We start from the raw sequence: 19,988 nt of genomic DNA, 5'->3' as shown, positions 1-19,988 counted from the left end.
CCTACGCCGGTCGCACGTCGTGGGTAAGCCCACCCGCCCCTACGCCGGTCGCACGTCGTGGGTAAGCCCACCCGCCCCTACGCCGGTCGCACGTCGTGGGTAAGCCCACCCGCCCCTACGCCGGTCGCACGTCGCGAGTAAGCCACCCGCCCTTACTCCCGCCGCAGGTCGCGGGCGTACCCACCCACCCCCTCACGCCAGCCGCACGTCACGGTGTGGACCCACCCACCCCACACCGGCCACACGGCACGGGGTAAGCCCACCCGCCCCGACCTCAGCTGCACGTCGCGGGGTGGGCCCGCCCACCCGCCCCTACCCCCGCCCTACGTCGCGGGGTAAACGGGTGGGTGGGTGGGGAGCATCCGCCGCGGAGCGGCGGGACTGTTTGAGGCCGCAGGGGGAGACGGGGGAGCCCCCCCACCCGGCCCCTCCGCCGCGGAGCGGCGGGCCTGTGGGTGCTCAGGGGGACGGCGCCCGCAACCCCACCCCGAACCCCTCCCCGTACCCCCCAGGCCCCCGGGCCTACCGGACGCGAGGGAAGCGGGACAGCAGGGACCACAGGGCCGGGTTGTCCGCCAGGCTGTCGTGGAGGTCCGTGAGGTCGGCCACGACGTCGTGGAGGAAGTCGCGCGCCTCGCGCCGCAACTCCGCGTGGGAGAAGGACAGCGGCGCCTCCTCCGCGTCCATCCAGTCCGCCTCGATGTCCACCCAGCCGAAACGGCGGGCGAACAGCATGCGGTCCGTCGACTCCGTGAAGTCGAGCTCCGCGTACTGGGGACGGGACGCCCGGCTCCCGAGCGGGTCCTTGTCCAGCGTCTCCACGATGTCGCACAGCGCCCACGCGAAGTCCAGGACGGGAACCCATCCCCAGGCTGTGGACAGCTCCCGGTCCGCCTTCGTGTCGGCCAGGTACACGTCCCCGCAGAAGAGGTCGTGCCGCAGCGTGTGGACGTCCGCACGGCTGTAGTCCAGCTGAGGGGGGTCAGGGAAGCGGGCGGAGAGCGCGTAGCCGATGTCGAGCACGGGGTCGATGGTGTCATGGTCCGGCGCACACCCTCCCCGGCGGAGAGCGAGAGGAGGGCGGGGCGGCGATGACCGGTACGGGGCGGGGCGGCCGGGACCCGGTGCGCCGGAGCGCCGCTGCGCTGGAACGCCACCGCGCCAGCGCGCCGCCCCGCCACCCCGCCACCCCTCAAGACAAGAGCCGCTGCTCCTTCGCCACCGCCACCGCCCCCGCCCGCGTGTCCACGCCCAACTTGTCGTAGATCCGGCCCAGGTGCGTCTTCACCGTGGCCTCGCTGATGAACAGGGCGCGGGCGATCTCGCGGTTGCCGAGGCCGCGGGAGAGCTGGCCCAGGATGTCGCGTTCGCGGTCGGTGAGCGTGGGGTGCGGGGCCCGCATGCGGGCCATGACGCGGGAGGCCACCGGCGGCGAGAGCGTCGTGCGGCCCTGCGACGCCGCGTGGATCGCGGCGAAGAGTTCCTCGGGGCGCTCCGCCTTGAGGAGGTAGCCCGTCGCGCCCGCCTCGATCGCCCGCGTGATGTCCGCGTCCGTGTCGTAGGTGGTGAGGACCAGGACGTGCGGGGCGGGGGACGCCGCCGTGATGCGGCGGGTGGCCTCCACGCCGTCGATGCCCTCGCCCAGCTGGAGGTCCATCAGGACCACGTCCGGCGTCCGCTTCGCGGCGAGCGCGACCGCCTCCTCGCCGGTGCCGGCCTCGCCGACCACCTCGATGCCGGGCGCGCTGCCGAGCAGGGCGAGCAGACCCGCGCGCACGACCACGTGGTCGTCACAGACCAGCAGCCGCACCACACGGTCGAGGTGAGAGGACGCGGCGTGGGCGTTCGTCACTGTGGCTCCAGCGGGATCGATACGGACAGGACCGCGCCTTCGCCCGGCGCCGACTCGATCGTCAGTGTGCCGCCGAGCTGCCCGGCCCGCGCCCGGATCGCGGGCAGACCGTGTCCCCGTACCTCCTGCCGCTCCCGTACGCCCCCCGGCGGGAAACCGCGGCCGTCGTCGGCGACGTCCAGGACCACCTGGTCGTCCAGGAGGGTCAGGGTCAGCGCGGCCGTGGTGGCGTGCGCGTGCTCCCGTACGTTGGCCAGCGCGCCCTGCGCGATGCGCAGCAGCGCCGAGCCGACCCGGTCGGGCAGCGGCACCACCGGGCCCTCCGCGTGGAAGCGGACGGTGAGGCCCGCGCCCGACTCGCGCTCCGCGAGTGCCCGCAGCGCCTCGACGACACCGCCGCCGTCCGCGAGGTCGGCGGGGGCCAGGTCGTGCACGAAGCGGCGGGCCTCGGCGAGCCCGCGCTCGGTGATCGACTCGGCGGTACGGACATGGGTACGGGCCTTCGCCGGGTCCACGTCCCACACCCGGTCGGCCGCCTGCAGCAGCATCTGCTGGCTGGACAGGCCCTGCGCGAGGGTGTCGTGGATCTCCATGGACAGACGCTGGCGCTCGGCGAGCGTGCCCTCGCGCCGTTCGATGGCGGCCAGTTCGCGGCGGGTGCGGACGAGGTCGTCGATCAGTTCGCGCTGCCGGACCGCCTGGCGCTTCATGTGGAGGAAGACGGCCGTGGCGATCGCCGAGACGGCGGGCGGGCCGAGGATCAGATCCGGGTCGAAACGGCCCGCGAGCCGCAGCTGCGAGGCGACGACGCAGGCGGTCAGCACGGCCACCAGGGCGAGGGCCGCGCGCGGCGGCAGCGTCCGAAGGCCGGTGTAGAAGAGCGGGACCGCGCACCACCCGAAGCTCGGCGCGAGCACGACGAGGACCAGCCAGACCGCGACGACCAGCGCCAGCCAGGTGAGCCGGCGGGGGGTGGGGCGCGCGTCGAGTGCCGGGCGGGGCCCGGGTCCCTTCCGCCGGTGGCCCCGGACCGCGGCTGCCAGGGGCGGCAGGGCGTAGAGGACGGCGAGGACGGCGACGAGCGCGATGATCCACGGGGCGCGCGCACCGCCGGGGTGACGCAGCAGGAAGCGGGCCAGCGAGGTGGCCAGGAGCAGGTAGAACGTCGCGTGCATGACGGCCGCGAGCCAGCGGGCGTCGGGGTCCGGCGCGGGGAGGGCGAGGTCCGGAGTCCGGGCGTCGACGGGCGGCGTGCGGGTGTCGGTGTACGGAGGCCGGGGGGCCGGGTCCGGCGTGCGCTGTCCCACGGGGCGCCTCCTTCTCGTACGGCCGTCTCTCGCCGGCGGTCGCGCCGCCGCGCCGCTGAACTGGGCAAACACCTTCATTGTGGCCCGTCGTGGCCAGGAGGGGGTCAACCGATCGGTTGACCCCCGTGTCGACCGAGTCGCGCGCGGCAGCGAGCCGGTACGTCGAGGGGTGCGGGGCGTTCGCGGCCCCAGGCTTGAGGACAGAGGCGAACGGTTCCGGCTCGCCCCTTCTCCCGCGACCACCACCGATCACCACCGATCACACCACCCCACCCTGGAGCCCCCGATGCAGAAGCTCTCCCGCCGCACCCGAGTCCTCACCGTCGCCGCCACCGCCGCCGTTCTCGGCGCCGGTACCTTCGGTGCCGTCTCCGCCACCGCCGGCACGCCCGACGCCGCGACCAAGGCCGCCGTCACCGCCGACGCGGGCAACAAGAACCTCACCCAGTCGACGCACCTCACCGTCGCCGCCGCCACCAAGGCCGCGCAGGCCACCCTCGACGCGGCGACGAAGGAGAACCAGCGGGTCTCCGTCGCCGTCGTCGACCGCAACGGCAACACCGTTGTCACGCTGCGCGGGGACGGCGCGGGCCCGCAGTCGTACGAGTCCGCCGAGAAGAAGGCGTACACCGCCGTCTCCTGGAACGCGCCCACCTCCGAGCTCGCCGGGCGCCTGGAGAAGACGCCGAACCTGAAGGACATCCCCGGCACGCTGTTCCTCGCGGGCGGCGCACCGGTCACCGCCAAGGGTGCGCCCGTCGCGGGCATCGGCGTCGCGGGCGCCCCGAGCGGCGACCTCGACGAGAAGTTCGCGAAGGCGGGCGTGGCGGCACTCGCCCGCTGAGCCACCGCCCCGCGGGGCCGGGCCACGGGGCATCGTGCCACCCCCGGCCCGGCTCCCGCGCCCGCCCGCGCGGAAGCCCGCACGCCCCCGTACGACGAGGAGACCCCATGCCCCCCACTCCCGACCCCACCACCCCCTCCGCCGACCAGCGGCTGCTCGACGCCGCGCGGGCCGGGGACGCCGCGGAGGTGGCCGCCGCCCTCGACGCGGGCGCGCGGGTCGAGGCCCGGGACACCGAGCTGCGCTCACCCCTGCTGCTCGCCGCCGCAGGCGACCACGTGGAGGCGGCCCGGATACTGGTCGCAGCCGGCGCGGACGTCAACGCGCAGGACCACCGGTGCGACAGCCCTTGGCTGGTCACCGGGGTGACGGGCAGCGTCGCCATGCTGCACGCCCTGCTCCCCGCGGGCCCCGACATGACGCTGCGCAACCGCTTCGGCGGCGTCTCCGTGATCCCCGCGTCGGAACGCGGCCACGTCGCGTACGTACGAGAGGTCCTGCGCGTCACCGACATCGACGTCGACCACGTCAACGACCTCGGCTGGACCGCCCTGTTGGAGGCCGTCATCCTCGGCGACGGCGGCCGCGCCCACCAGGAGGTGGTCCGCGCGCTCCTCGCCGCGGGCGCGACACCGGACCTCGCCGACCGCGACGGCGTCACCCCCCTCGCACACGCGCAACGCCGCGGCTTCACGGAGATCAGCCACCTCCTACGAGACACGACGTGAGCCCCCCCGGCACAGGCGCGCGACCCCCTAAGCCAACTCCCGCCACCGGACAACCCGTTGGCCACAGCGCCCCTGTGAAGACTGCTCCGGGAACCCACCGGCCCGCACCCGCGTACGAGACGGGAGGGGACGTGGGGGTATGTGCGCACGGAGCACCGAGCACGCTGTAGCCCCGCCCTTCAAGAGGCGTGGCGAACAGTGGATAGCGAGTACGCACATACCCCCGCGGCCCCGCACCCACAAACGAACCGAAGGCGCAGACGCCCACGCCCCCGCACCCGTGAGACGGAACCAAAAGCACCAGCCCGTCTCACAGGCCCCCCACCAGAGCCCCCCATACCAACCCGCCCCGAACATTTGCCGCATAAGATCATCGCGTGGACCTGCGATCTCCGGCCGCCCGAGCCGCCACCGTCACCTGCTCCCTCGCCCTGCTCGCGGCCCTGGGAGCCTGCAGCGGCGCAGGGGTGAACGGCACCCCGGGCGCCGACGGCGTACGCGACCCGTACTTCCCCAAACTGGGCAACGGCGGCTATGACGTGACGCACTACGGCCTGACCCTGGGCTACGACCCCGACGCCCGGCACCTCACCGGCACCGCCGACATCACGGCCCGCGCCACCAAGAACCTGAGCTCGTTCAACCTCGACCTCAAGGGCCTGGACGTCTCGGACATCACCGTCGAGGGCAAGGCGGCCCGTTTCCAGCGGGCAGGCCACGAACTACGGGTCCGCCCGGCCGACGAACTCGACCGGGGCGAGACGTTCCGCGCCACGGTCCGCTACGCCGGCACCCCGGAGACCATCACGGACGACGACGGCTCCAAGGAGGGCTGGCTCCCGACGGACGACGGCGCGCTCGCGCTGGGCGAGCCGACCGGCTCCATGGCGTGGTTCCCGGGCAACCACCACCCCAGCGACAAGGCCTCGTACGACATAGAGATCACCGTCCCCAAAGGCCTGAAGGCCGTGTCCAACGGCGAGTTGACCCGCCAGTCGACCAAGAACGGCCGCACCACCTTCGCCTGGCACAGCGCCGAACCGATGGCGAGCTATCTGGCGACCGTGGCCGTCGGCAAGTACGAGCTGAAGACGTCGACGACCGACGACGGCATGCAGGTCATCACCGCCGTCGACACCGCGCGGGCGAAGGCGAGCAAGAAGGTCCTCGACGAGCTGCCCGACATCCTGGAGTGGTCGGAGTACAACTTCGGGCCCTACCCGTTCTCCTCGACCGGCGCGATCGTCGACCGCGCGGGGCACGTGGGCTACGCCCTGGAGACGCAGACCCGGCCGACGTTCCCGAGTGACTTCAACACCGGACTCCTCGTCCACGAGCTGGCCCACCAGTGGTTCGGCGACTCCGTCACGCCCAAGTCGTGGCGCGACATGTGGCTCAACGAGGGCTTCGCCACGTACGCGGAGTGGCTGTACGAGGAGGACAACGACGGCGACAGCGCCCAGGAGACCTTCGACGCGCTCTACGACGGCGAGTACTTCGCGGACGACGAGGACAACGAGGCGCTCTGGGAGTTCCCGCCCGCGAAGCCGACCGACGCCGCGAGCATCTCGGACTCGCCCGTGTACGAGCGCGGCGGGATGGTCATCCACAAGATCCGCCAGGCGGTCGGGGACGACACGTTCTACGACATCGTGCAGGGCTGGGCGAAGACGTACCGGCACAAGAACGCGGACACCCGCGACTTCACCGAGTACGTCGAGGAGCACGCGGGCGGCGACGAGGCGCGGGCGAAGGTCCGCAGGATCTGGGGCGACTGGCTGTACGGCGACGGAAAGCCGGAGAATCGCTGACGGCCCCTCGGAGCGAGACGGCGCCTCATACGCACCGCCGCCCCCTGCGGCTCCCCCCTGCGACCACCCCCTGCCCTCGCCCCCTCAGAGCTCCTTACGGAGGACCGCGCACGGCCGGTGCAACGCACGGTCCTCCCGGTGCCCGATGACGAGGTAGCCGAGCGCGGTCCAGAAGCGCATCGCCTCCGGGTTGTTCTCCAGGACGGCGAGGCGCGCGGCCGCACGCCCCGCGTCCCGGAAGCGCTGCTCGACGAGACCCGCCAACTCCCGCCCCAGGCCGGTGCCGTGCAGTCCCGCGTCGATCATCAGGAGCCCGATCCACGGGTCGGGGTCGGCCGGGTCGGGGTGCCGGGCGAGCGTGACGGCGATCCCCACGAGCCGGCCGCCGGAGCGCGCGAGGAGCACCTCGGCGTCGGGGTGGGCGAGTTCGTCCGCGAGGGCCTTGGCGACCTGCTCGACGCGGATGTCGTCCGGGTCGGGGAAGTCGCCGCCGAGCGCGAAGAACGCGTGGTTGGACGCGTACAGCGCGGTCACCTCGGTGAGGAGGTGACCGGGCAGGGCACCGTCGACGGCGGTGAGCGGTTCGAGCATCATGGGGGCAGGCTAGGGCCCGGGGACCCACGGACCCGGTACCCCACCCCACGCCAAGCGGTTCACCCCTGACACCCGCGCCCCGCACCTCACGCGCCCGCGTCCCGTGCCTCGCGCGCCTCACGGTGTTCCGCGCCTCGCGCTTCGCGCCTCGCGCGTCCCGCGCCTCACGGCGTTCCCGCCTCGCGCGTCCCGCGCCTCACGGCGTTCTGCGCTTCGCGCCTCGCGCGTCCCGCGCCTCACGGCGTTCCCGCCTCGCGCCTCGCGCGTCCCGCGCCCCGTACCTCAATGCGTCCCGAGCCACCACGCGTCCCGCGCCTCACGCGCCTCGCGCCTCACGCACCCGCGCCCCGGACCTCAACGCACCCCGCGCCTCACGCCCCCCGCACCTACGCGCTCCCCCCTCACGCCCCGCCCGACGCCCCCGCCCGCTGCTTGCGCAGACTGCGCCACTCGCCGAACGCGGTCCAAGCGGCGCAGCCGAACGCGCCGGCGTAGACGGCGGCCCAGCCCATCGACCGGCCCTCCGAGTCGATCAGCCGGTCGGCGCCGAGGACTGCGAAGACGACCGCCGAGGTGAGGGCGCCGTACAGCTTCTGGCGGGTGACGCGCTGCTGCCTGCGCGGGCCCTCCGAGAGACGCAGCGCGTAGATCTCGACGTCACCGAAGACGTCCTCGGCCCCCTCCTCGCCCGCGGCGGATCCCTCCGCGGAGGCGAGATGCTGGCGCGCCTCCCGCACATGCCCGCGGGCCTCGGCGGCCTTCATGCCGTGCCGGCCGCGCAACAGGCCCTCCAGACGGGCCAGCCACCGCTCGTCGTCGAGACCGCCCTCGGTGCCGCCCGCGCGGCGTCCGGGCGCGAACCACCGGTCGATACGGGTGTCGGGGAGCAGAAACGCGCCGACGGCCCAGCCGACGCCGGCCAGCATGAGGACGGGTGCGGGCACGCGAAACAGCCGGTCCTCGGAGAGCGTACTGGCCAGGGCTATCCCGCCGATCAGCGCGGCGGCCGCCCCCGCCAGGAACCCCCACATGCCCCGCAAGAGCCCGGCGGAGCGGGCGACGAAGGCGAGGCACCCCAGGCAGGAGCCCCCGGCGATCCCGGCGAAACCGGCGAGCGAGGACGGGGCGACCGTCACCCACAGGCCGTCCTGGATCCAGTACAGCCCGAAGACGGCGAACAACAGGAACCCGAGCGTCCCGAACGACGCGGCGACCCGCTCACCGGGGCGCATGCCACGGGTGTCGATCCGGGCCCGGTACCGCTCGCTGACGCGCTCGGCTGCGACGGTACGGGCGTACGCGGCGGGGTCGCCGAGCACCTCCGCCGCGGGCTGCCCCGCCTCGGCCACGAGCTGGTGGGCCTCGGCGAGCATCTCGTCGGCGAAGCCAGCGGGCGCGTCCTCGTCGAGGACCAGCCGCACCAGGACGGCGTCGGCCCACTCCTCGTCCTCCTCGCGCGCCCAACTGAGCTCAGGCGTACGTGTCCTGCTCATCGTCATCCCCCTTCGTCGCCGTCGCCGGAAGGAGCGAGCCGACGGTCCGGGAGAAGTCCCCCCACGCGGCCTGGTCACGCCGCAACCTCGCTCGTCCCTCCGCGGTGATCCGGTAGTACTTGCGTCCGGGCCCGCCCTCTCCGGCCCCCCACTCGACCTCGACGGCGCCTTCTTCCTCGAGGCGCGTGAGGGCGGGGTAGAGGGTCGCGGCCTTGACCCCGTGGAGCCCGGCTTCCCCGAGTCGACTGAGCAGGGCGTACCCGTAACTCCGTGGTTCGGATTCGAGGATGCCGAGCAGACAGAGGGGCAGGACGGCACGGGTCCAGACGGCGGACGACTCGGCCATGGGTCCCCCTCACTCGCTGCTCGACTCTTCGTTCTGCCGGACTATTCAATTATCCAGAATAGTGGGGACTCTGTAAATCCCGTTTCCCGAACGCCCCTCCCGCCGCAGCTCGAACCACACGTGCTTGCCCCCGCCCGCCCGCACCTGGCGCGGCGCCGGGGCGGTCCCCCACTCGTGCGCGAGGGCCTGTACGAGGAACAGTCCGCGCCCGTGCTCGCTGTCCCGCGAGACGTCGAGCGCGGCGAGGGGCTCGGCGCGGCAGTCGTCGTACACGCAGACCCGGACCCCACCGTCGGCCAGCACGCACGCCTCCATGCCGATGGTCGGCGAGGCGGTGTGCGTGACGGCGTTGGTGACGACTTCGGAGACGAGGGTGCGGGCGGTGTCGGCGAGTTCGGAGCGACCGTTGGCGGCGAGGAGGAGGGTGAGGGTGTCGCGGCAGATCTTGGGGGAGAGGGGGGTGTTGGGGGTGGTGAGGTGGTAGGTCTGTCCTGCTGCGTTCGGTTGTTCGGTCATCGGACCAACTCCCGGGAGGCGTAGTGGCGTTACGCGGCGCGTCGCCGTGGCCCGGTCGCCTGGGGCGGCGACTGCTCTGCGGTTTTACTGACGCTCCGTGCGCTGTCGTGAACGACGGTAGGGCGCATCCATGTGCCGTCACATGGATGTGCCGCAAACACCACTCGTGTGGGTGGGTCGGGCGCACAGGCCGACGGGCACCCGGCAGACTTGGCCGTCGGACGGGAGGGAGATGGATGCCACCTCGGAGGAACCCCACGGCGCGGCAGGCCCGGCTGGGGGCGGAACTGCGCAGACTTCGCGAGGCGGCAGGCATGGCCGCGCGTGAGGCCGGAGATCTGCTCGGCGGCAATCAGGCGCAGATCAGCCATATCGAGGCAGGACGTTGGGGTGTCAGCGCGGAGCGGGTACGACGGCTGGCGAGCCTCTACTCCGCGACGGACGGCAAGTTGGTCGATGCCCTCTGCTCCATGGCGGAGGAGCGGATCAAGGGATGGTGGGAGGAGTACCGGGGCGTACTCGGTCCCGGCTTCCTGAACATTGCTGAACTCGAGCATCACGCCCTGGCTCTCAGCAGCGTGCAGACCATGAACATGCCCGGCATCCTCCAGACCGAGGAGTACGTGCGAGCGATTCACAACAGCCATACCCCTACGTTGGCGCCCGACGAAGTGGACCGCCGCGTCGAGTTCCGACTGCGCAGGCGGCGCGTTCTGGAGGGCGGCAGGCCAACGCCGTTCGTGGCGTTCGTCCACGAAGCGGCGCTGCGTATGCGCTACGGCGGGCGCCAGGTCACCAGGGGACAGCTGGAGTACTTGCTGGAAGTCGCTCAGTGGCCCGCCGTGACGGTGCGGGTGATCCCGTTCACGTGCGAGGACTTCATCGAAGCGGCGCACTCCCTGTTGTATGCCGAAGGGGTGGTTCCGCAACTCGACACCGTGCACTTGGACACCCCTGTCGGCGGCATCACCATCACCGCCGAGGGCGACATCAAGAGGTTCGGCAACTTGCTCGTCACCGCGGAACGCGCAGCTCTGAGCCGGCGAGAGTCCCACCAGCTCATCCATCGGATCGCCAAAGAACTCTGAGAGGCACGTATGCGAACGCTGTGGCAGAAGTCGTCCTACTCCGGAGTCGACGCCGAAGACTGCCTCGAACTCGCCCCGCACGACCCCCACATCGCGCTCCGCGAAAGCGAAACCCCCGACGACACCCTCACCGCCACCCCCAAGGCCCTCGCCGCCCTGATACGCGCCTGTAAGACCCCCGCCGGACGCCAAGGGTCGGGCCCCTGAGGGGCGGCCCCCGGCGCGGACGCCAGAAGGCCCCGGCCAGCGGTCGCTGGCCGGGGCCTTCCGGGTGGATCAGGCGGTCACGTCGTCTCAGACGTTGACGCCGAAGTCCTGCGCGATGCCGACCAGGCCCGACGCGTAGCCCTGGCCCACCGCGCGGAACTTCCACTCCGCGCCGTTGCGGTACAGCTCGCCGAAGACCATGGCGGTCTCCGTCGCGGCGTCCTCGGAGAGGTCGTAGCGCGCGATTTCCGTGCCGCCGGCCTGGTTGATGATGCGGATGAAGGCGTTCCGCACCTGGCCGAAGTTCTGCGAGCGGTTCTCCGCGTCGTAGATCGAGACCGGGAAGACGATCTTCTCGATGTCGGCGGGCAGGCCCTCGAGGTTGACGTTGATCTGCTCGTCGTCGCCCTCGCCCTGGCCCGTGACGTTGTCACCGGTGTGGACGATGGTCTGGTCCGGCGTCGCCTTGTTGTTGAAGAAGACGAAGTGCTGGTCCGAGAAGACCTTGCCCTGGGTGTTCACCGCGATCGCGGAGGCGTCCAGGTCGAAGTCGGTGCCGGTGGTGGTGCGGACGTCCCAGCCGAGCCCCACGGTGACGGCGGTCAGGCCCGGAGCCTCCTTGGTGAGCGAGACGTTGCCACCCTTGGACAGGCTTACTGCCATTGTTGGGAGTCCCTTCCCTCGTTTACGACGCTCCGCCCTGCGCGGGCGGTGCGTACGGGCTTCGTACTGGGGACGAAGCTACCTTCACTCGTACCAACGCCGACCAGGGTCCCCAAGGTTCCACTCGGCTTTACTTTCTTTACCCGGGTCTTTGCAGGGGTCTTTGTACGGGTCTTTGCCCGGGTCCGCGAAAAGGGCGTGACGTGAGCCCGACAGGCGCGCGACCATGGGGGCATGTCCGGTCCCCATGTCATCCGCGGTTCGGTCTCCCTGCCGGAGGCCGAGCTCATGTGGCGTTTCTCGCGATCCTCCGGGCCGGGCGGGCAGCACGTCAACACCAGTGACTCCCAGGTCGAGCTCCGGTTCGACCTTGCGAACACCGACGCGCTCCCCGAGATGTGGAAGCGGCGCGCGCTGGAGCGTCTCGCCCCGCGGCTCGTCGACGGCGTCGTCAGCGTACGGGCGAGCGAGCACCGGTCGCAGTGGCGGAACAGGGAGATGGCCGCCACCCGGCTCGCCTCCCTGCTCGCCGAGGCCACCGCCCCGCCGCCCAAGCCGCGCCGCGCCACGAAGATTCCTCGCGGCATCAACGAACGGCGCCTGCGCAACAAGAAGGCGCGCAGCGAGACCAAGCGGGGGCGCTCGGGACAGGGTTGGGGCTAGCCCCGTCTCCGCCAGGGGCGCGGGGAACTGCGCGAGCAAGCACGGAAAAGCCGCAGTCGCGCCTGCTGGGATCCCGGCAGACGCGGCTGCGGCTCGTCGCGCGCTGAGCGCGCAGTTCCCCGCGCCCCTGACGGGGCGCTGTCACCCCCGCCCCCTGACGGGGCTAGCCGAGCTGGCGGTACTTGCCTCGGAAGTACGTCAGGGGGCCACCGTCGGAACTGGGCAGCGACGCAGTCAGCACGCGGCCGATCACCAGCGTGTGGTCGCCCGCCGTCACCGTCTGTTCCGTGCGGCACTCCAGCGTCGACAGCGCGCCGCCGACCAGCGGGGCGCCCGACGCCGCCCCCCGTACGTAGGGGATGTCCTCGAAGAGGAGACGGTCGCTGATGCGGCCCTTCATCGCGAAGCGGCCCGCGATGTGCCGCTGGCTCTCGGCGAGCACCGACACCGCCCACAGCGGCTGCTCGGCGAGCAGGTCGTCCATGCGGGAGCCCTCGCGCAGGCTCACCATGACCAGCGGCGGGTCGAGGGAGACGGAGAGGAAGGCCGTGGCCGTCATGCCCACGTCCTCGCCCGCGGGCGCGCCCGGGTCGTCCGGGTCCAGGCCGGGCTCGCGCGCCGTCACCAGGACCACGCCCGCCGCCAGCCGGGACATCGCCGCGCGGAACTCGTCGTTGCTCACCCCATCAGCATGCCCGTGCGGCGCGGGATGACGAGGGGAAAGCGGGGCCGGGAGAGTCTTCAGTACGTGAGCCACACCGTCGACGCTAGCCCGTGCGCCCCCGCCGAAACATCGGCCGCTGGGCCCAGAACGGTCCTAGGACCCGGGGCCGAGGCGCGCGCCCGGGTGGCCGTCACGCAGCGTGTGGCACTCAGTGCCGTGCGGAGCCGTTTCGCCGGAGGACTAGTCCAAGGGACTGGACCAACGGCGGTGCCCCACCTGTGACTTGAGTCACAGGACCCATATTTTGTTGACCCTGTGTACCGAGTGAGCAGCTCGCTGTGATTCAGTGACGGTGGCAATAAGACACTGAGGGCACCAAAGGCACAAGAGGGCACGGAAGAGCCACTGCCACGAAGAGCACGGGCGAAAGATCACTGCGGGCGCTGCGCATCCTGGAGTTGCTGTCGAGGTCTCGGGGAGAACGAGCATGGAGACCGAGTCGGAGCCGTACGTCCGTCTTGCGACCCTGCGGCAGCTGCACCAGGTGGTAGCGGAGCTGAACACGGCCCGGAGCCTGGCGGACACGCTGCAGACCGTCGCCGACGGCATCGTCAACGGCCTTGGCTATGAACTGGCGTGCGTCAATCTCGTGCGCCCGGACGGCGACCTCGTCGTCGCCGCCTTCGCGGGCAACTCCTCCGCCGAGGCGCTCATCACCGGCCGCGTCGGCTCCCGGGACGCCTGGGAGCGCCGGCTCGCCATGGGCGAGGCGTGGGGCGCGCTGCGCTTCATCTCGTACACCGAGGGCTGGGTCCTCGACGACGACGACGTCCCGCAGTGGTACACCGAGGGCCCCGAGCCCCGCTTCGAGGACGAGTGGCACCCCTCGGACCGCCTCTTCGCCCCCATGTACGCGACCGGCGCGGCTGGCGGCGAACTGCTCGGCGTGATCTCCGTGGACCGGCCCCGCAACGGCCGCAGGCCCGGCGCCTGGGGCCGCGAGGCCCTGCAGATGTACGCCTTCCAGGCCGCCATCGCCATCAGCAACGCCCGCCTGCGCGCCAACATGCAGCGCGCCCTGGTCCGCCTGGAGCGCGAGCAGCAGGCACTGCGGGCCAGCGAGGAGTCCTTCCGGCAGGCCTTCGAGTACGCGCCCTCCGGCATGGCCATCGCCGAGATGGGCGGTGACCAGCACGGGCGGATCCTGCGCACCAACGACGCGCTCTGCCGGCTGCTCGGCAGGCCCGCGTCCGCGATGCGGCGCTACTCCTTCTCCGACCTCGTCCACCCCGAGGACATCGGCACCCTGCTGCGCACCTCCGCCGAGGGCGGCCGCGCCGAGCTCCAGCTCGCCCACCGCGCCTCGCACGACTCGCTCACCGGCCTGCCCAACTCCGCGGAGCTGCGCGCCCGGCTCAGCGCCCGCCTCTGTCGCAGGCCGCACGCCGGCCAGCCCAGCGCCGTCGACTCCCTCGATGCCGCCTACGAACACGGCTTCGACTTCGGGCCCGCCGCGCACCGGGCGGACGACGGCTTCGACCACCACGTCCACACCGTCGCCCCCGAGGGCGGGGAGAACGACGTGGACGACGGCACCAAGGGTCTCGCCGTCCTCTTCTGCGACCTCGACGGCTTCAAGTCGATCAACGACAGGTTCGGGCACCACACCGGCGACGCCGTCCTCATCGAGGTCGCCCGCCGCCTCACCAACGGGGTGCGGGACGGGGACACCGTGGCGCGGCTCGGCGGCGACGAGTTCGTGGTGCTCGCCGACGGGCTCGGCCGGGCCGACGCCCAGGACCTCGCGGTCCGGCTGCGGAACGCGATCATCCCGCCGATCCGCGTCGACGGCAGGGCGGTCCGGGTGGGGGCGAGTTTCGGCATCGGCTGGGCGCACTGCGGGATGTCGGCGGACGAAGTGTTGCACTCCGCCGACCAGCGGATGTACGTGGAGAAACGCTCGCGTGCCAAGCAGCACCGCAGGGCCGGATAGCGGTCCGGATGAGGTCAACGCCACCCCTTGGGCTCACTCGGACCGGGTAGGCTCCCGGGCGTCAGCGATATGAGGGAGTGACCTGGGAATGACGCCCGGCAATAACGGCGAGAACACGCCGAGCGCGCCGCAGGGCGACGACGATCCGTTCGGCTACCTGTACGAGGACGGACAGGCGGCCGGAGCGACCCCGCCCAGCGGCGGGGGTGGCTACGGGTACCCCGGGCCCCGCTCCTCGTACAACCAGGTCAGAGCGGTCGGCGACCGCCGTCCCTCCTACGGGCAGCAGCAGACCTACGGCGGCCAGCAGGCGTACGGGCAGCAGCAGGCGTACGGCCAGCAGGTCCCGCCGCAGCAGCAGCCCCAGCAGGGCTACGGCCGGCCGAACGCCCACTACACCGCGCCCGAGGCGCAGCCCGGCGGCGTTCCCGTCGCCTCCCCCCAGTACGCGCCCGCGGGCGGCGGAGGCGGCCGGGGCCGGGGGCCGAACACCAAGGGGCTGCTGATCGCGGCGGCCTCCGTGGTGGCGGTCGTCGGGCTCGGCATCGGCGCCGCCGTGATCTTCGGCAACGACGACGACAAGAGCGAGGGCACGAACGCCGGCGGCAAGCCGTCGCAGGCCTCGTCCGTCGAGCCGAGCGAGAAGCCGAGCAAGAAGCCCGCGAAGAAGGCCGACCTGCCCAAGACCGACGCGAAGGCCCTGAAGCTGGACGGCGGCACGACGACGGCGTCCGACGTCGACGGCGCCAAGGCGGACGGCGGGACCTACGTGGCCGGGTTCGACAAGGTCGGCGCGCAGGTGACGTGGACCGTCAACGGCATCCCCAAGAACGGCTCGTACAGCCTCCGGGTGAACTACGGGGTGCCCGGCAAGGACTCCAACGCCACCATCCTCGTCAACGGCAAGAAGCAGACCCGCCCGCTGAACATGAAGAACTTCGCGCACGCGGACGAGGGCGACTGGGAGAAGGGCTGGACCAACACCTGGGCGGTGGTCCAGCTCACCAAGGGCACCAACACCATCTCGCTCACCTGCGCGCAGAGCGACCTGTGCGGGACGACCGGCGCCAACATCGACCAGATGTGGCTCGTGAACGGCGACCAGGGCTAGCGACCGGGCTCCTGAGGGTTACTTCAGGAGCCCCAGGAAACCCGCCACCGTCCCGGCCATCGCCTCGCGGGCCGGGGCGAGGTACTTGCGGGGGTCGACGCCCGTCGCGTGGGCGGCCAGGTAGCCGCGGACCTCGCCGGTGAACGCCGTGTTGAGGGCCGTGCCGACGTTGATCTTCACCATGCCGGCGGCGATGGCCCGGCGGATCTCCTCGTCCGGTACGCCACTTGAGCCGTGCAGCACCAGCGGGACGGGCACGGCCGCGGCGAGCGCGCCGATCAACTCGTGGTCCAGGGCCGCCGTGCGCTCCGTCATCGCGTGCGAGGAGCCCACCGCCACCGCGAGGGCGTCCACGCCCGTCCCCGCGACGTACGCGGCCGCCTCCGCCGGGTCCGTGCGCACCCCCGGCGCGTGCGCGTCCAGCGGCGCCTCGCCCTCCTTGCCGCCCACCTGGCCGAGCTCCGCCTCCACCCAGATGCCGCGCTCGTGGCCCCAACGCGCCGCGTCCGCCGTCGCCTTGACGTTCTCGTCGTACGTCAGCTTCGACGCGTCGAACATCACCGAGCTGAAGCCCTCCGGATGCGCGGCCCGCAGCAGGTCGACGTCCGTCACGTGGTCGAGGTGGAGGGAGAGCCGGGCCGAGGAGGCGCGGGCCACCGCGGCGCTCGCCGCCGCGATCGGGGCGAGCCGGCCGCCGTGGAACTTCACGGCGTTCTCCGATATCTGCAGGATCGCGGGGAGCCCGGCCCGCTCCGCGCCCAGCGCCACCGCCTCAGCGTGCTCCAGCGTGATGACGTTGAACGCGGCGACGCCGTGACCCGCGGCGCGGGCCTCCGCGACGAGTTCGCCGGTGCTGACCAGTGGCACGGTTCTCCCCAATTGCTCTAGGCGGTGCGGAGGTTCAGGCCGCGGTGACCTGCCGGGTCACCGCGACACGAGGCAGCAGATCTTCGTACGTGGAGCGGTCGAACTCGCCCGCCACCGGCGCCACCACCGTCGCCGCCGACAGGGCGACCGCGCGGGCCAGGCGGTCCGGCCACGGCAGCCCCTCGGCGAGGGCGGACAGCAGCCCCGCCACCGCCGAGTCGCCGGCGCCGGTCGGGTTGCCGCGCACCCGGGACGGCGGGCGCGCCCGCCAGCCGCCGTCCGGCGTCACGGCGAGGAGCCCGTCGGCGCCGAGCGAGGCCACCACGGTGTGCGCGCCCCTGCGGCGGGCGTCCCGGGTGGCCCGCTCCGGCTCGTGGGAGCCGGTCAGCTCGGCGAGCTCGTCGGCGTTGGGCTTGACGATGTCGGGGCGTGCGGCGACCCCGCGGCGCAGCGGCTCCCCGCTGGTGTCGAGCAGGACCGGGACGCGGGCGGCGCGTGCGGCCCGTACGAGGAGCGCGTACGCCCCGACGGGGACGCCGGGCGGCAGGCTGCCGCAGAGGGCGACCGCGGCCAGGTCGGCGCGGTGCACCAGCTCCTCGTAGGCGTCCAGGAAGGCGGCCCATTCGGCGGGCGTGACGGTCGGGCCCGGTTCGTTGAGCTGGGTGGTGTCGCCGCTCGCCGCGTCGACCACGGCGAGGGTGCGGCGGGTGGCGCCGGCGACCGGGGCGAGCGCATCGGTGAGGCGGGGGTCGTCCGCGAGCCGCTCGTGCAGGAGGCGACCGGTGTCGCCGCCGGCGAAACCGGTGACCGTCACGTCGTGGCCGAGGGCGGCGAGCACGCGGGCGACGTTCAGGCCCTTGCCGCCGGGGCGTTCGGTCACCTCGGTGACGCGGTGCGAGGCGTGCGGGGTGAGCGCGGGGACGCGGTAGGTGAGGTCGAGGGCGGTGTTCAACGTGACGGTGAGGATCACTCGTACCACCCCCGAAGTACCTGTTCGTACGCGCGTGCCGTCGGCGTTTCCCGGGTTCTGATCATGCCAAACAGAAGGCGGTTGGCCCAGAGGTGAGGGCCAACCGCCTTCTGTTCAGGGGGGATGAGCAGAGGTCCGCAGGGGGCAGCGGGGGTCAAACGGGCGCAATCACCCATTCGCCCTTGCGCAGCACGCCCTTGACGTCGAACGAGGCGTCCAGGACGACCAGGTCGGCGTCCTTGCCGGGCTCCAGGGAGCCCACCCGGTCGTACATCCCGAGGAGCCGGGCCGGGTTGGCGGAGACGGCGCGGACGGTGTCCTCGACGGACAGCCCGTCGACGGTCACCGAGCGCTTGAACGCGCGGTCCTGGGTGAGGGTCGAGCCCGCGATGGAGTCGCCCTCGACGAGCCGCGCCACGCTGTCCTTCACCTCGACCTCCAGCGGGCCGAGCATGTAGCGGCCGTCGCCGAAGCCGGCCGCGTCCATCGCGTCGGTGATCAGCGCGACGCGGTCCGCGCCCGCGTGGTGGAAGGCCAGCTCGAAGGCGGCCGGGTGGAGGTGGGTGCCGTCGTTGATCAGCTCGACGGTGATCCGCTCGTCCTCCAGGAGCGCGGCGATCGGGCCCGGGTCGCGGTGGCCGAGGCCCGGCATGGCGTTGAACAGGTGCGTGGCGACGGTGGCGCCCGCGTCGATCGCGGCCACCGTCTGCTCGTACGTCGCGTCGGTGTGGCCGATCGCCGCGATGACGCCGTGCTCGGCGAGGAGCCGTACGGAGTCGAGGCCGCCCGGCAGCTCGGTGGCGAGCGTGCACATCCTGGCCTGGCCGCGGGCCGCGTCGATCAGCTTGCGGACGTCGGCGGGGTCGGGGTGGCGGAGCAGGCCCTCGCTGTGCGCGCCCTTGCGGCACGGGGAGATGAACGGGCCCTCGAAGTGGATGCCGGCGATGTCGCCCTGCTCGGCGAGTTCGGAGAGCACCCCGGCGCGCTCGACGAGGAAGTCCATCTCGCCGGTGACGGTCGAGGCGACGACGGTGGTGGTGCCGTGCAGGCGGTGCGTGTGCACGCCCTTCAGGACGTCCTCGACGGTGCCGGAGGTGAAGGACGCGCCGCCGCCGCCGTGGTTGTGCAGGTCGACGAAGCCGGGGACCACCCAGTGGCCGGTGAGATCGACGGTCTCGGCGTCCGCGGGCGCGCTGCCCGCGATGCGGGTGCCGTCGACGATCACTCGGCCGTTGGTGAGGGTCCCGGTGGGCAGGACCACCTGTGCACCGGCGAGAACCTTGCTAGTGGCCATCAGGTGGCTACCTCCGTGGGGTCGGTCGTGGGGTCGGTGTTCCGGTCGCCGGTTCTCCGGTCGACGAGGTCCCAGGCGAGCAGGCCCGCGCCCAGGCACCCGGCGGTGTCGCCGAGGGCCGCGGGGACGATGTCGGGCAGCGTCTGGAACTGGACGACGCGCGCCGCGACGGCCGCCCGCAGCGGCGTGAACAACGTTTCCCCCGCCTCCGCGAGACCGCCACCGATGATCAGCGTGTGCGGGTCCAGCAGAGTGAGGGCGGTGAGCAGGCCGTCGGCGAGGGCGTCGACGGCGTCCTGCCAGACCGTGCGGGCCCGCGGGTCGCCGGACTCCACGGCCTTCGCGCAGTCCGCGGCGTCCGCCTGCGGGTCGCCGCTCGCCTCGGCCCAGGCCTTGCTCACGGCGGAGGCGGAGGCGAGGCGCTCCAGGCAGCCGCGCTGACCGCAGCCGCAGGGTGGGCCGCCGGGGCGCACGACGATGTGGCCGATCTCGCCGGCCGAGCCGTGGGCGCCGGGCTCGATGGCGCCGCCGATGCCGATGGCGCCGGCGATGCCGGTGCCGAGCGGTACGAAGAGGAAGCGGTCGGCGCCCTTGCCCGCGCCGATGCGGCCCTCGGCGAGGCCGCCCGTGCGGACGTCGTGGCCGAGGGCCACGGGGACGCCTTCCAGGCGGGTGCTGAGGAGGTCGCGGAGCGGGACGTCGCTCCAGCCGAGGTTCGCTGCGTACACGGCGATGCCGCGCTCGGCGTCGACGATGCCGGGGACGGCGACGCCGGCCGCGGCGGCGGGTTCGCCGAAGCGGGCGGTGCCGTGGGCGCGCAGGTCCGCGGCGAAGTCGAGGATGGACTCGACGACGGCGTCGGGGCCCCGGTCGCGGCCGGTGGGGCGGCGCGCCTCGTACAGCAGCGTGCCGTCCGCCCCTACCAGGGCGGCCTTCATTCCGGTGCCGCCCACATCGAGGGCGATGACGTGTCTCAC

At 72.7% G+C, this 19,988-nt stretch carries 21 protein-coding genes; 8 read left to right on the top strand and 13 right to left on the bottom strand.

Features of this window, described 5'->3' with window-relative positions; genetic code table 11:
- Window positions 1-522: 522 nt before the first annotated feature.
- The 3 genes from ACZ6CV_RS18960 to ACZ6CV_RS18950 all read right to left on the bottom strand — a co-directional run bounded on the left by ACZ6CV_RS18960 (window position 523) and on the right by ACZ6CV_RS18950 (window position 3,159).
- Window positions 523-1,023: a hypothetical protein gene (locus ACZ6CV_RS18960; protein ID WP_469251903.1), complete on the bottom strand. Its 501-nt coding sequence runs from the start codon at window positions 1,021-1,023 to the stop codon at window positions 523-525.
- Window positions 1,024-1,192: 169 nt separating this feature from the next.
- Window positions 1,193-1,852, bottom strand: a complete 660-nt coding sequence (locus tag ACZ6CV_RS18955) for a response regulator (RefSeq protein WP_469251902.1) — start codon at window positions 1,850-1,852, stop codon at window positions 1,193-1,195.
- On the bottom strand, window positions 1,849-3,159 hold the full coding sequence (locus tag ACZ6CV_RS18950; RefSeq protein ID WP_469251901.1) for a sensor histidine kinase: 1,311 nt from the start codon (window positions 3,157-3,159) through the stop codon (window positions 1,849-1,851). The genes ACZ6CV_RS18955 and ACZ6CV_RS18950 overlap by 4 nt, the downstream gene beginning before the upstream one ends.
- A 286-nt stretch (window positions 3,160-3,445) precedes the next feature.
- Between ACZ6CV_RS18950 and ACZ6CV_RS18945 the strand changes: the two genes are divergently transcribed.
- From ACZ6CV_RS18945 to ACZ6CV_RS18935, 3 genes are all read left to right on the top strand, one after another.
- Window positions 3,446-4,003: a GlcG/HbpS family heme-binding protein gene (locus ACZ6CV_RS18945; RefSeq protein ID WP_469251900.1), complete on the top strand. Its 558-nt coding sequence runs from the start codon at window positions 3,446-3,448 to the stop codon at window positions 4,001-4,003.
- A gap of 107 nt (window positions 4,004-4,110) precedes the next feature.
- On the top strand, window positions 4,111-4,731 hold the full coding sequence (locus tag ACZ6CV_RS18940) for an ankyrin repeat domain-containing protein (RefSeq protein ID WP_469251899.1): 621 nt from the start codon (window positions 4,111-4,113) through the stop codon (window positions 4,729-4,731).
- 377 nt (window positions 4,732-5,108) lie between these two features.
- Window positions 5,109-6,542: a M1 family metallopeptidase gene (locus ACZ6CV_RS18935; protein ID WP_469251898.1), complete on the top strand. Its 1,434-nt coding sequence runs from the start codon at window positions 5,109-5,111 to the stop codon at window positions 6,540-6,542.
- A gap of 84 nt (window positions 6,543-6,626) precedes the next feature.
- On the opposite strand, the gene ACZ6CV_RS18930 is transcribed toward ACZ6CV_RS18935, so the two are convergent.
- The 4 genes from ACZ6CV_RS18930 to ACZ6CV_RS18915 all read right to left on the bottom strand — a co-directional run bounded on the left by ACZ6CV_RS18930 (window position 6,627) and on the right by ACZ6CV_RS18915 (window position 9,491).
- Window positions 6,627-7,136 (bottom strand): GNAT family N-acetyltransferase, encoded by a 510-nt coding sequence (locus ACZ6CV_RS18930; RefSeq protein WP_469251897.1) that lies wholly within the window; start codon window positions 7,134-7,136, stop codon window positions 6,627-6,629.
- Window positions 7,137-7,537: 401 nt separating this feature from the next.
- Entirely contained in the window at window positions 7,538-8,629 is a 1,092-nt protein-coding gene (locus ACZ6CV_RS18925) for a hypothetical protein (protein WP_469251896.1), read from the bottom strand.
- The gene (locus ACZ6CV_RS18920; protein WP_469251895.1) at window positions 8,607-8,975 is read right to left on the bottom strand and encodes a PadR family transcriptional regulator; all 369 of its coding nucleotides are present in this window, start codon (window positions 8,973-8,975) and stop codon (window positions 8,607-8,609) included. The genes ACZ6CV_RS18925 and ACZ6CV_RS18920 overlap by 23 nt, the downstream gene beginning before the upstream one ends.
- A gap of 45 nt (window positions 8,976-9,020) precedes the next feature.
- Window positions 9,021-9,491 carry an ATP-binding protein gene (locus ACZ6CV_RS18915; RefSeq protein WP_469251894.1) on the bottom strand — a complete coding sequence of 157 codons (471 nt, stop codon included), beginning with the start codon at window positions 9,489-9,491 and terminating at the stop codon, window positions 9,021-9,023.
- Between the two features lie 236 nt (window positions 9,492-9,727).
- On the opposite strand from ACZ6CV_RS18915, the gene ACZ6CV_RS18910 reads away from it, so the two are divergent.
- Entirely contained in the window at window positions 9,728-10,579 is an 852-nt protein-coding gene (locus tag ACZ6CV_RS18910; RefSeq protein ID WP_469251893.1) for a helix-turn-helix domain-containing protein, read from the top strand.
- A gap of 9 nt (window positions 10,580-10,588) precedes the next feature.
- A complete protein-coding gene (locus ACZ6CV_RS18905; RefSeq protein WP_469251892.1) occupies window positions 10,589-10,786 on the top strand; it encodes a DUF397 domain-containing protein in 198 nt (65 codons plus the stop codon).
- Window positions 10,787-10,873: 87 nt separating this feature from the next.
- On the opposite strand, the gene ACZ6CV_RS18900 is transcribed toward ACZ6CV_RS18905, so the two are convergent.
- A complete protein-coding gene (locus ACZ6CV_RS18900; protein WP_125513572.1) occupies window positions 10,874-11,449 on the bottom strand; it encodes a TerD family protein in 576 nt (191 codons plus the stop codon).
- A gap of 234 nt (window positions 11,450-11,683) precedes the next feature.
- On the opposite strand from ACZ6CV_RS18900, the gene arfB reads away from it, so the two are divergent.
- Window positions 11,684-12,112, top strand: coding sequence for an alternative ribosome rescue aminoacyl-tRNA hydrolase ArfB (arfB, locus tag ACZ6CV_RS18895; protein WP_469251891.1), 429 nt, complete (start codon window positions 11,684-11,686; stop codon window positions 12,110-12,112).
- A gap of 163 nt (window positions 12,113-12,275) precedes the next feature.
- On the opposite strand, the gene ACZ6CV_RS18890 is transcribed toward arfB, so the two are convergent.
- The gene (locus tag ACZ6CV_RS18890) at window positions 12,276-12,767 is read right to left on the bottom strand and encodes a flavin reductase family protein (protein ID WP_469252024.1); all 492 of its coding nucleotides are present in this window, start codon (window positions 12,765-12,767) and stop codon (window positions 12,276-12,278) included.
- Between the two features lie 496 nt (window positions 12,768-13,263).
- Here ACZ6CV_RS18890 and cdgB point away from each other — a divergent pair, with 496 nt between their 5' ends.
- Both cdgB and ACZ6CV_RS18880 read left to right on the top strand, forming a co-directional pair.
- A complete protein-coding gene (gene cdgB, locus ACZ6CV_RS18885; protein WP_469251890.1) occupies window positions 13,264-14,769 on the top strand; it encodes a diguanylate cyclase CdgB in 1,506 nt (501 codons plus the stop codon).
- Between the two features lie 88 nt (window positions 14,770-14,857).
- Window positions 14,858-15,880 (top strand): carbohydrate-binding protein, encoded by a 1,023-nt coding sequence (locus ACZ6CV_RS18880; protein WP_469251889.1) that lies wholly within the window; start codon window positions 14,858-14,860, stop codon window positions 15,878-15,880.
- 18 nt (window positions 15,881-15,898) lie between these two features.
- On the opposite strand, the gene ACZ6CV_RS18875 is transcribed toward ACZ6CV_RS18880, so the two are convergent.
- The 4 genes from ACZ6CV_RS18875 to ACZ6CV_RS18860 form a co-directional block, all read right to left on the bottom strand.
- The gene (locus ACZ6CV_RS18875) at window positions 15,899-16,747 is read right to left on the bottom strand and encodes a class II fructose-bisphosphate aldolase (protein ID WP_469251888.1); all 849 of its coding nucleotides are present in this window, start codon (window positions 16,745-16,747) and stop codon (window positions 15,899-15,901) included.
- A gap of 34 nt (window positions 16,748-16,781) precedes the next feature.
- Window positions 16,782-17,717 (bottom strand): 1-phosphofructokinase family hexose kinase, encoded by a 936-nt coding sequence (locus ACZ6CV_RS18870; protein WP_469251887.1) that lies wholly within the window; start codon window positions 17,715-17,717, stop codon window positions 16,782-16,784.
- A 154-nt stretch (window positions 17,718-17,871) separates the two neighbouring features.
- The gene (gene nagA, locus ACZ6CV_RS18865) at window positions 17,872-19,011 is read right to left on the bottom strand and encodes an N-acetylglucosamine-6-phosphate deacetylase (RefSeq protein ID WP_469251886.1); all 1,140 of its coding nucleotides are present in this window, start codon (window positions 19,009-19,011) and stop codon (window positions 17,872-17,874) included.
- A complete protein-coding gene (locus ACZ6CV_RS18860) occupies window positions 19,011-19,988 on the bottom strand; it encodes an ROK family protein (RefSeq protein ID WP_469251885.1) in 978 nt (325 codons plus the stop codon). Before ACZ6CV_RS18860 ends, nagA begins: the two co-directional genes overlap by 1 nt.

This window comes from Streptomyces sp. NPDC041713, assembly GCF_055591085.1.
Note: the sequence above shows the minus strand (reverse complement) of the source record. Positions and strands in the feature narration are given on the sequence as shown.